The 10850-nt window shown below is 66.7% G+C and carries 9 protein-coding genes; all 9 read right to left on the bottom strand.

Annotation, left to right across the window (positions count from 1 at the left end):
• Positions 1-50: 50 nt before the first annotated feature.
• The gene (locus VGL40_02915) at positions 51-1463 is read right to left on the bottom strand and encodes an ISLre2 family transposase (protein HEY3314220.1); all 1413 of its coding nucleotides are present in this window, start codon (positions 1461-1463) and stop codon (positions 51-53) included.
• Between the two features lie 233 nt (positions 1464-1696).
• Positions 1697-2806 carry an S-methyl-5-thioribose-1-phosphate isomerase gene (gene mtnA, locus VGL40_02910; GenBank protein HEY3314219.1) on the bottom strand — a complete coding sequence of 370 codons (1110 nt, stop codon included), beginning with the start codon at positions 2804-2806 and terminating at the stop codon, positions 1697-1699.
• Between the two features lie 50 nt (positions 2807-2856).
• Positions 2857-3666, bottom strand: coding sequence for an S-methyl-5'-thioadenosine phosphorylase (locus VGL40_02905; protein ID HEY3314218.1), 810 nt, complete (start codon positions 3664-3666; stop codon positions 2857-2859).
• 127 nt (positions 3667-3793) lie between these two features.
• Positions 3794-4702: an Hsp33 family molecular chaperone HslO gene (gene hslO, locus VGL40_02900; protein HEY3314217.1), complete on the bottom strand. Its 909-nt coding sequence runs from the start codon at positions 4700-4702 to the stop codon at positions 3794-3796.
• 73 nt (positions 4703-4775) lie between these two features.
• A complete protein-coding gene (gene pdxT / locus VGL40_02895) occupies positions 4776-5348 on the bottom strand; it encodes a pyridoxal 5'-phosphate synthase glutaminase subunit PdxT (protein ID HEY3314216.1) in 573 nt (190 codons plus the stop codon).
• A gap of 36 nt (positions 5349-5384) precedes the next feature.
• Positions 5385-6293, bottom strand: a complete 909-nt coding sequence (gene pdxS, locus VGL40_02890; GenBank protein ID HEY3314215.1) for a pyridoxal 5'-phosphate synthase lyase subunit PdxS — start codon at positions 6291-6293, stop codon at positions 5385-5387.
• A 129-nt stretch (positions 6294-6422) separates the two neighbouring features.
• Complete coding sequence (locus VGL40_02885) at positions 6423-7880, bottom strand: RtcB family protein (protein HEY3314214.1); 1458 nt, start codon at positions 7878-7880, stop codon at positions 6423-6425.
• A 13-nt stretch (positions 7881-7893) separates the two neighbouring features.
• Entirely contained in the window at positions 7894-8361 is a 468-nt protein-coding gene (locus VGL40_02880) for an archease (GenBank protein ID HEY3314213.1), read from the bottom strand.
• 3 nt (positions 8362-8364) lie between these two features.
• On the bottom strand, positions 8365-10836 hold the full coding sequence (gyrA, locus tag VGL40_02875) for a DNA gyrase subunit A (protein ID HEY3314212.1): 2472 nt from the start codon (positions 10834-10836) through the stop codon (positions 8365-8367).
• Between the last annotated feature and the right edge of the window lie 14 nt (positions 10837-10850).

The raw sequence follows: 10850 nt of genomic DNA, 5'->3' as shown, positions 1-10850 counted from the left end.
GAGGCCGTGTCAAGGCTTAGTAGGTGAGGTCCCCTTGTTTTTGCTTTTGTTTAGGCGACCCGCTGTGTCGAAGCGATCTCTCTGAGCACGTGTTTTATCCATGGAGTGCCGGCAAACGGGCCGGTGAGGGCGGGCACCTTGGCTTGCAGCCAGGCCTCGACATCCTCCGGTCGGGCTGTGGCCAGCTTCAACTCCCCCTCGGTGAGTGAGTCCGTTGCCACGGCGGCCGGCCGCGGTTCAAGATAGCGTAGGAGCTCGCCGTTGCTCTTGGCGGCCAGGAGCTTGGCCATGTGGTCCGCTCCCTGCTCCGTCCACCGGGCCCCGATCCTCTTCATCCGCCTGGAGATGGTGTGCCTGACTTGCCCTTCAATCGCCCCCAGGCGGTCTTCCTCGGGCAGCTTTCTGAGGCCGTCCCAGTTGGCCGTCAGATAACCCTTGAGGTCCAAGATCCGCCGCCTGGCGGCCCCCCGAGCCCTTTTCGCGGCCAGGTTCAGGTGGTCCATCGTTTCCGCCCTGTCCAGCCGTCCCATGGCCTCGCTAACCGCTGTGTAGGCCACGCCATCGGAGGCCAGGGCCTCCGTCAGGTGCTTGCGGAGGTGGAACGGATCGAGGTGGTACTCACCGTTGAACATCTCTGCCCCTTCCCGAATCCACGGGGCGCCATCCCCGCCCACCCTGACGGTGTCGACTTGGCTGAGATCCCAGACCGCGCCAAAGTCCGCCGCGGCTTCTTCCCAGATCTCCCTGCCACCAACCAACCCGGCGACGGTTCTCTTGTTCTCCAGGGACCGCCTACGGCCTGCTGTCTTCCCCTCGTATGCGACCACAAGCTTGACTTCGCTATGCCGCTTCTTCGAGCGTTGCGCGCGAACCATCAAGCCGTCGCCTTCAAGCCCCAGCTTATTCGCTTGGCGGCTACCCCGGGGTACCCGCCCTTTCACGAAGACCGCTTCCCGTCGTTCCTTGGCCTCTCTCGCGGCTTTCTCGCCGGCCTTCTGGACTTCGTTCCAGACCGTCATTGCGCTGACGCCCGGGGCCAGAAAGTCGAGGACCTTGGCCGCCCGCCTAAACGGCATCTCCGTCCCGAGCTCCAGCGCCATAGCCTCGAGCCTCGGTGTCAGCCGCTGTCTGGGCCCCCACCCTAAGGCCTCGTCCAAGAGGAACCGGTATCCCTCGGTCCGCCGGTCCCTGTAGAGCCGCCGCTTGACCGTGAACTCACCGAACGACGAGTCCATGGTCCGTCCGTTCAGGTGGATCAGCTCAAGAGCGGCCTTGTCCCGCTCCCGGCAGAGCTTCTCGTCCAGCTCCTCCAGGACCCAGACAAACACCATCCGGCTGGCCTCCTGCACCAGCTGATGGACCCGCTCCTCAAGGCTCCCGAAGTCCCGGGCATCACCGAAAAGACCAATAATCCCCTTCACCAAGAACAGGACTGCCGCCACCACATGACGAACATCCACCACGAGAGACCCACCCTTCTCTTACAAGGGGAGTAGCAGTTGCCCACAAGACAACTACTCAGGGTCTCTCATTCTTTATGGACCCCGGACTCACCTACCTAAACTTTACACTGCCTGCCGCCGAGCTCGATGGGACGGGCGTTTCCAACCGCTCGGCCAAATGTTGGCAGATTGCCTGCCGCCCCATCTACCAGGTTGCGTCTCGGACGACTCGGCGTTGGCTTGACCCCGCCCGGCTACCTCGCCCCTTCCGCGCCTTTCCCGAAGAGGGCTTCGAGGTTGTCGGCCAGCGGCTGTCGGACCACCCCGCGGTCGGTGATGATCGCCGTGATCAGCCGGGCCGGGGTGACATCGAAAGCCGGGTTGGCCACCTTGACCCCGGGCGGGGCGACGATCGTCCCGCCGATAGTCGTCACCTCCTCCGCTTTTCGCTCCTCAATGACGATGCCGGAGCCGTCGGCCAGACCCATGTCGATGGTTGAGGCCGGAGCAGCGACGTAGAATGGGAGCCCGTGGGCCTGAGCCAGGACGGCCAGGCTGTAGGTGCCGATCTTGTTGGCCGTGTCGCCGTTCCGGGCGATCCGGTCGGCCCCGACGATGCAGACGTCGACCCGCTTCTTTTGCATCATGTAACCCGACATGTTGTCGGTAATGACGGTCACCGGGATACCGTCTTGAGCCAGTTCCCAGGCGGTCAGGCGAGCCCCCTGGAAGAGCGGGCGGGTCTCGTCGGCCAGGACCTCGATCTTCTTGCCCTGGGCGACGGCCGCCCGGATGACGCCGAGGGCGGTCCCGAAGCCGCCGGTGGCCAGGGCGCCGGCGTTGCAGTGGGTGAGGACGGTCGCCCCGCCCGGAATGAGGTCACGTCCATGGTCCCCCATCCGATGGTTGGCCGCCACGTCCTCGTCGGCGATGGCTTTGGCCTCTTCCAGGAGGGCCACGCTGATGCCGATGGGGCCTCGCGAGGCCTGGGCCTCGGCCACCTTCATCAGGCGGTGGATGGCCCAGAACAGGTTGACCGCCGTCGGCCTGGTCCGCTTGAAGCGCTCGGCGATGCCCTCCAGGGACGCCAGGTACAGCTCAGTGGCCTCGGCCCCGGTCCCGCCACCGGGTACTCCCGGTCGGCCGAAGCTGGCCCCGGTGGCCAGGGCGTAGGCCCCGATGGCCAGGCCATAGGCGGCGGTGATGCCGATGGCCGGGGCCCCGCGGACGGTCATGTCCTCGATGGCCTCAGCCACGTCCTCGTATGTCGGGCATTCGCGCCGGACCAACTCGGCCGGCAGGCGTCTCTGGTCGATCAGGCAAAGGCGTCCGTTAGTGTACTCGACCGGTCGGACTGTCTCCATCCTCCACCTCTTCGGGGTTCTGGCCCCGCCTTGGGGTTCTGGCCCCGCCGTTAGATCCGGCTGTGGGCCAAGGTCGTCGGGCAGGCGCAGTCACGCCCCGGCGGGATCGCCGGAATCATCTTGAAGAGCAGTTGCCGCAGTCTGTCGTTGTTCGCCTCGAACACCCGGATGACCTCGTCGTGGCTGACCGGCTGGATGTCCGGCCGGCCCTCGAGCCCGGCGTCATAGTCGGTGATCAGGGCGATGTTGACATAGCACAGGTCCAGTTCCCGGGCCAGGATACCCTCCGGGTACTGGGTCATGTTGATGACCTCCCAGCCCATCTTGGAGAACCATCGGCTTTCCGCTCGGGTCGAGAATCGCGGGCCCTGGATGACGACGACCGTACCATGGTCGTGGAGGGGCAGGCCGAGGGCCTTGGCCTGGTCGATGGCCACCTGACGGAGGACCGGGCAATACGGGTCGGCCGCGCTGACGTGGGTCGTCAGGGGGCCGTCGTAGAAGGTGTCGGGGCGGCCCCACGTGCGGTCGACGAACTGGTCGGAGACGACGAAGTCGCCCGGTCGGTAATCCGGTTGAAGGCTTCCGGCCGCGCAGGGCCCGATGAGCCGGGTGACCCCGAGTTCCTTCATCGCCCACAGGTTCGCCCGGTAAGGGACCTTGTGCGGGGGGAAACGGTGGTCCTTGCCGTGCCGCGGGAGGAAAGCCACTTTTCTCCCTTCAACTTCGGCCAGGGCGATGAGGTCAGCGGGCGGTCCGTAGGGAGTCTCCACCCAGACCTCGGTGACCTTGTCGAGGAACTTGTAGAAACCCGAACCTCCGAAGATGCCGATTTCCGCCCGTGCTTCGGCTTTAGCCATGACGCGACGACCTCTCTTTCGGCGGCTGGTGAGAGCCGCCCGTCTTGATAGTCTCTGCTCTGCCCGAGACCTTCGCCGGGCCACGAATTCTCGGTCGGGCCGGACGAACCCTTCAGGTCGTCGGCTTTTAGCTCACCGGTCGGGGCGGGTCGCCGGGCCGGTCGACCGCCGCGGCCGTCAGCTGCCGGACCTCCTCCGGGCTGAAACGGTAAATCTGGCTGCAGAAGTGGCAGCGCATCTCGATGGGCTCGTCGCTGGCGGCCAGTTCGGTCAGTTCCTCGCGACCGAGCGAGACCAGGAGCCCGCCGGCCTTTTCCCGGTTGCACGGGCAGCTGAAGTGCAACTCCATTCGGTCGAGGACGCGGTAGGAGAGCCCGGCCAGTCCCTGGGCGAGAAGGTCCTCGGCCGACCGCCCGGCAACGACCTGCCGGCTGACTTGCTCGAACTGGGCCAGGTTGGCCTCGAGCCGGGAGACATCGTCAGCGCCGGCACCGGGTAGGGCCTGGATGAGGAGACCGCCGGAGGCGAGGACGGCGCCGTCGGTACCGACCAGGACCCCCAGGGCCACGGCCGATGGGCTCTGTTCGGACGCCTGGAAGTAGTTGGCCAGGTCCTCGGCGATCTCGCCGGAGACCAGTCGGGCGCTGCCCGTGTACGGTTCTTTGAGGCCCAGGTCGGTGGTGACATAGAGATGCCCCGACCGGCCGACGGCGCCGCCCACGTCCAATTTTCCCGCCCTCAGCGAGGGCAGGTGGACCTCGGGGTTCTTGATGTACCCGCGGACGTTGCCGGCCGAGTCGCCGGCGGCGACGATTCCCCCAAGGGGGCCGTCGCCGATGACCCTGATGGTCACCGTTCCGCGCCCCTTGAGGTTGGCGCCGAGCATGGCCGCCGCGGTCAGGCACCGGCCCAGCGCGGCGGTGGCGGTCGGCAGCGTGCCGTGCCGGCGGGCAGCCTCGCCCGCCAGGTCGGTGGTCACCGCGGCAAAGGCCCGGATGGTGCCGGCTTCATCGGCCGCGCGGATGAGATAGTCCATCGCCTCAATGCCTCCTCGACCGAATGAAGACGCCGGAGCCACCTGGCTCCGGCGCAAAGTCGTCTGTCCCCGGTTAGGCCCGCCCCAGTCGCTCCAGGAAGTACCGGTGGACCCTCGGGTCGTCGGTCAGTTCAGGGTGGAAGGCGGTCACGAGATGCTTGCCGCCGGCAGCCATGACTATCTTATCCCCGACGCTGGCCAGTTCCTCAACCCCGCGGTGGACCTCGCCGATGTAGGGAGCCCGGATGAAGACGGCCCGGAACGGCTCGGGCCCGAGGGCCGGGATCTCCAGGTCGGCTTCGAAACTGGCTACCTGGCGGCCGAAGGCGTTCCGCTTGGCCACCATGTCCAGGAGTCCCAGGCGGGGTTGGTCAGACCCCTCGATCTCAGTGGCCTCCAGGATCAACCCCGCGCAGGTCCCATAGACTCCCATCCCCCGCCGGACCTGCTCCGGGATGGCGGTCATGAAGCCGTATTTGACCATTAACTTGCCGATGGCCGTGCTTTCGCCGCCGGGGATGATCAACCCGTCCAGGCCATCGAGCTGCTCGATTCGCTTGATCCGGGCGGTGTCGGCGCCGCAGCGACGGAGGGATTCAACGTGTTCGGAAACGTCCCCTTGTAGGTCCAGTACCCCGACTCTCAAAACGATGCTCCTCTCCCCGGTCCAAAGCGGCGGCCGTCACCAGCCGCGGGTCTGCATCCTTTCGGCCTCGGCGATCTTGGAGATCTCCAGGCCCGGCATGGCTTCGCCAAGGCCCTTGGACACTTCGGCCAGGACCTTCGGGTCGTTGTAGTGAGTGGTCGCCAGGACGATGGCCCGCGCCCGGGCCGTCGGGTTCTTCGACTTGAAGATGCCCGACCCGACGAAGATGCCGTCCGCCCCGAGCTGCATCATCAGGGCCGCGTCGGCCGGAGTGGCGATGCCGCCCGCGGAGAAGTTGACCACCGGCAGGCCCCCCAGTCTCTTGACCTCCCGGACCAGTTCGACGGGAGCCCCCAGGTTCTTGGCCTCGGCCGCGAGCTCGTCCTCGTCCATCGTCTGCAGCTTGCGGACCTCGTCCATGACCGTCCGCAGATGGCGAACCGCCTCGACGACGTTGCCCGTGCCCGGCTCGCCCTTGGTGCGGACCATCGCCGCGCCCTCGCCGATTCGCCGAAGGGCCTCGCCGAGGTTCCGCGCCCCGCAGACGAAGGGGACCTTGAATTTGGTCTTGTTGATATGGTGTTCCTCGTCGGCCGGGGTGAGGACTTCGCTCTCATCGATGTAGTCGGCCCCCAGGGCCTCAAGGATCTGGGCTTCGACGAAGTGCCCGATGCGGGCTTTGGCCATCACCGGGATGGTGACCGAATCCATGATCCTGGTGATGATCGTCGGGTCGGCCATCCTGGCCACGCCACCGGCCGCCCGGATGTCGGCCGGGACGCGTTCCAAGGCCATGACGGCCACGGCCCCCGCTTCTTCGGCAATCTTGGCCTGCTCGGGGGTGGTGACGTCCATGATCACGCCGCCCTTGAGCATTTGGGCCAGGCCTACCTTGACCCGCCAGGTGCCCTGGGTGCCGGTGACTTCAGGTTGATTGTTGGCCACGACTGGTCCCTCCTGATTCCTTGGGAAAGTGCAATCTAATTGTACTACATGCTTTTCGGTCAAGACAAGCTCTCACTCGGGCGCTGGACGGTTCGCCGAGCTAAAGTGGGCCGGCGGGAATCCGGCGCCTCAGCCCTTGATCACCCCGAGGGGACGCAGCTTGGCCACTCGCCTGGCGATGCCGGCCGCCTCCGTCGCCGCCACCACTTGATTGACGTCCTTGTAGGCTGACGGGGCCTCCTCGGCCAGGGTCGCCCGGCTGGCGGCCAGGGCGATGATCCCCCGCTCGGCCAGGTCCCGCTGGAGGTCGTCGGCCCTGACCTGGCGCTGCGAGGCGCTTCGGCTGAGGGCTCGGCCGGCCCCGTGGCAGGCTGACCCGAAGGTCTCGGCTTCGGCCGCCGGGGTCCCGACGAGGATGTAGGAGTTGCGGCCCATGTCCCCAGGGACCAACACCGGCTGGCCCACCCCGCGGTAGTCGGCCGGCAGGTCGGGATGGCCGGGGCCGAAAGCCCGGGTGGCTCCTTTTCGGTGAACGCAGAGGGCCGCCTCGCGCCCACCGACCTTGTGCCGCTCGATCTTGGCGATGTTGTGAGCGACGTCGTAGACCAGCTCCAGCCCGAGTCGCTCCTCCGGGACCTGGAGCACCTTGGCCAGCGCCTGGCGGACCCAGTGGGTCAGGCACTGCCGGTTGGCCCAGGCGTAGTTGGCCGCCGCGGCCATCGCCGCCAAGTAGTCCTGCCCGGCCGGGGAGCTCAGGGGGGCGCAGGCCAATTGGCGGTCCGGCAGGTCGATCCCGTATTCCTTGACCGCCCCGGCCATGACCTCCAGGTAGTCTGTGCAAATCTGATGGCCCAAGCCGCGCGAGCCGGAGTGGATGGCCACGACGACCTGCCCGGGCCGAAGGCCGAAGGCCTCAGCCGCGTTCGGGTGGTAAACCTCCTCGACCACCTGGACCTCGAGGAAGTGGTTCCCCGAGCCAAGGGTTCCGAGCTGGTCGCGGCCGCGCTTCTTGGCCCTGGCGCCGACCGCCCCGGACCGGGCCACGGCCATCGCCCCCCGCTCTTCGCAGTGGTCCAAGTCCTCCGGGCGCCCCAGCCCCCGACCCACGGCCCAGGCCGCCCCGTCGGCCAGGACCGCCTCCATCTCCGTGGGGTCGACCGAGAGCTTCCCCGAGGAACCGACCCCCGAGGGAACATCGGCGAACAACCGCTGCATCAGCTGGCTGAGCCTCGGACGGACCTCGGCTTCGCTGAGGTCGGTACGGACGACTCTGACCCCGCAGTTGATGTCGTAGCCGACGCCGCCGGGGGAGATGACCCCGGTCGCGGCATCGGTGGCCGCCACCCCACCGATGGGAAAGCCGTAGCCCCAATGGATGTCGGGCATGGCCATCGCCGGCCCGACGATCCCCGGCAACGTGGCCATGTTGGCTACCTGCTCGGGGGCCTGGTCCCCGCGGATGTCGGCGAGCATGGCCTGATCAGCGAAGATGAGGCCGTCGGTCCGCATCCCTTTCTTGTAGGCCCTTGGGATGCGCCACCGGCCCGGCCCGCTGGGTTCGAGCGGCCCCGTCCAACCCCCCGCCATCGCCCCCACCGCCTTAGATGTCGAAGATCACCGTCGCTCGGTACGGGCCTCCCTCGCCGGGCACCCCCCGAGTCCCGGCAGGCTCGGCCGGCACGGCCGGCTCGACCTTCAAGCCGTGATAGGTCGCCGCCTTGACCTCGCGCCGCTGACCGGTCCGGCCGGGACCGCCCCGCCGGCCGACGGCCCGGGCTTCCAGACTGAGACCGGCCTCCCCGGCCCGGCCGATGGCGACCCGAAAGGCCGAGAGCAGCCACCCCTCGGTGGCCTGAAGGAAGAGGAGTTCGTTGAGCCAGCGGACGAGTAGGCTCTCGAGGTCGGGGGCGGAAAGAGCGACCCCGACCTCGCCAGTCGGCGAGACGGGGCCGTCCGTGATCAGCGCGAAAAGTCCGATGGCGGCTTCCTCAAAGAGGTCTTCAAGAGTCGCCCCGGCGATCTCGAGGCCGACGTCGGCGGTGTGATCAAGGACCCGATGGCTACCCACGGGTCAGACCCCCCGCCGGCCCTCGTCTTCGCCACCCGGCTCAGCTTCTTTGCCCGGAACCCGGGCCACCGCCACCAGGGTGTCGCGGGCCTCCAGCTGCTGCACCTTGACCCCCTGGGTGTCCCGGCTCAGCTCGGAGATGCCGGACACCTGCAGGCGGATGATGACCCCCTGGGTGGTCACCAGGATGACCTCGTCGTCGGCCGTGACCATTTGGGCCCCGGCCACCCGGCCGATGCGCGAGGTGATCTTGAGCGTCTTGATCCCCATCCCGCCGCGTTTCTGATGGCGGTATTCGGTCAGGGGCGTCCGCTTGCCGAAGCCCTTGGTCGTGATGACCAGCAGGTCGGCTCCCTCGCGGACGATGTTCATGGCCACGACCTCGTCCGCGGAGCGGAGGTGGATTCCGGTGACGCCCCGGGCGGCGCGGCCCATCGGCCGGACCTCTTCCTCGGGGAACTGGATGGACTGACCGTTCCGGGTGACCAGGATGATCGACTCGCTGCCCGAGGTCGATCTGACCCCGATCAACTCGTCCCCGGCCTCGAGGCCCAGGGCGATCAGTCCGCCCTTGCGGATGTTCTCGTATTCCTCCAGACCGGTCTTCTTGACCGTCCCATTCTTGGTCACGAACATCAGGTAAAGGTCAGGCCGGAACTCCTGGACGGGGATGACCGCCGTGACCTTCTCGCCCGGGGTGACCTGGATCAGGTTGACGATGTTGGTCCCCTTGGCCGTCCGACCGGCCTCGGGAATCTCGTGGACCTTCAGGCGATAAGCCCGACCGTTGTTGGTGAAAAAGACGATGTAGTGATGGGTGGTGGTGACGAAGATGTGTTCGACGAAGTCCTCTTCCTTCGTCCCCATCCCGGTGATCCCCCGCCCGCCCCTCCGCTGGCTCCGGTAGGTGCTGGCCGGCAGGCGCTTGATGTAACCCTGGTGGGTCATGGTGATGACCATGTCTTCCACCGGGATGAGGTCCTCGATCTCCAGGTCGTCGGCGGCGGCCATGATCTTCGTCCGCCGGTCATCGCCATACTTGTCCCGGATCTCGGTCAACTCGGTCCGGATGATCTGGTAGACCATCCGCTCGCTGGCCAGGACGGCCCGGTAGTACTCGATGTCCTTGAGGAGGGCCTGGTATTCCTCTTCGATCTTGTTGCGTTCGAGGCCGGTCAGCCGCTGCAGCCGCATGTCCAGGATGGCCTGGGCCTGCTTCTCGCTGAGCCCGAACTCCCGCATCAGGCCTTCGCGGGCGATGTCGACCGTCTTTGACGCGCGGATCAGGGCGACGACTCGGTCGATGTTGTCCAGGGCGATCCGGAGTCCTTCTAGGATATGCGCCCTGGCTTCAGCCTTATCGAGGTCGAAGCGGGTCCTCCGGATGATGACCTCTTTCTGGTGCTCGAGGTATTGATAGATGACTTCTCGGAGGGTGAGGACCCGCGGCCGTCCATCGACCAGGGCCAGGGTGATGACCCCGAAGGTCGCCGCCATCTGGGTGTACTTGAAGAGCTGGTTCATCACCACATTGGCGTTGGCGTCTCGTTTGAGCTCGACGACGATCCGCATGCCGTCGCGATCGGACTCGTCGCGGAGGTCGCTTATGCCGGTCACTCGTCCGTCCCTGACCAGGCCGGCGATCTGCTCGATCAGGCGGGCCTTGTTGACCTGGTAGGGAATCTCGCTGACGACGATCCGGAACCGCCCGCCGGGGGTCTCTTCGATGACTGCCCGGGCTCGCATCTTGACCGACCCGCGGCCGGTCTCGTAGGCCGACTTGATCCCGTCGCGGCCCATGATCATGGCCCCGGTCGGGAAATCGGGCCCCTTGATCACGGTCATCAGGTCGGCCGTGGTGCTGTCGGGCTGATCGATCATCATGATCACGCCATTGACCACTTCCCGCAGGTTATGCGGGGGGATGTTGGTGGCCATCCCTACGGCGATGCCCTCTGACCCGTTGACCAGCAGGTTGGGGAAGCGGGCGGGGAGGACGTCCGGCTCGTCGACGCTCTCGTCGAAGTTGGGGGAGAAGTTGACCGTCTTTTTATCGATGTCGCGGAGGAGTTCTCCGGCCAGGCGGGATAGGCGGCACTCGGTGTAGCGCATGGCCGCCGGCGGGTCGCCGTCGACGGAGCCGAAGTTGCCGTGGCCGTCGATGAGGGGGTCCCGCATCGAGAAGACCTGGGCCAGCCGGACGATGGTGTCATAGACGGCGGCGTCCCCGTGGGGGTGGAAGCGACCGATGACGTCGCCGACGGTCTTGGCCGACTTACGGTACGGCTTATCGGCCGTGAACCCCTGGTCGTACATGGAGTAGAGGATCCGCCGATGGACGGGCTTGAGGCCGTCACGGACGTCGGGCAGGGCCCGGCCGATGATCACGCTCATGGCGTAATCGATGTAGGACTTCTTCATCTCGTCGACGATACGGGTCTGGACGATCTTCTGGGCCACGGTCTCGTCGGCCATCAATCTGACTCCTC

The sequence above is a fragment of the Bacillota bacterium genome, from assembly GCA_036504675.1.
Lineage (GTDB): Bacteria > Bacillota > Sulfobacillia > JAJYWN01 > JAJZPE01 > DASXUT01.
The sequence above is the reverse complement of the archived record's forward strand: the minus strand, read 5'-3'. Positions and strand labels throughout refer to the sequence as shown.

What these genes read in the sequence shown, in the direction of transcription:
- mtnA (HEY3314219.1), bottom strand. Translation starts at nt 2,806, where the DNA reads ATGGAGACAGTCCGACCGGTCGAGTACACTAACGGACGCCTTTGCCTG.
- VGL40_02905 (HEY3314218.1), bottom strand. Translation starts at nt 3,666, where the DNA reads ATGGCTAAAGCCGAAGCACGGGCGGAAATCGGCATCTTCGGAGGTTCG.
- hslO (HEY3314217.1), bottom strand. Translation starts at nt 4,702, where the DNA reads ATGGACTATCTCATCCGCGCGGCCGATGAAGCCGGCACCATCCGGGCC.
- VGL40_02885 (HEY3314214.1), bottom strand. Translation starts at nt 7,880, where the DNA reads ATGGCGGGGGGTTGGACGGGGCCGCTCGAACCCAGCGGGCCGGGCCGG.
- gyrA (HEY3314212.1), bottom strand. Translation starts at nt 10,836, where the DNA reads ATGGCCGACGAGACCGTGGCCCAGAAGATCGTCCAGACCCGTATCGTC.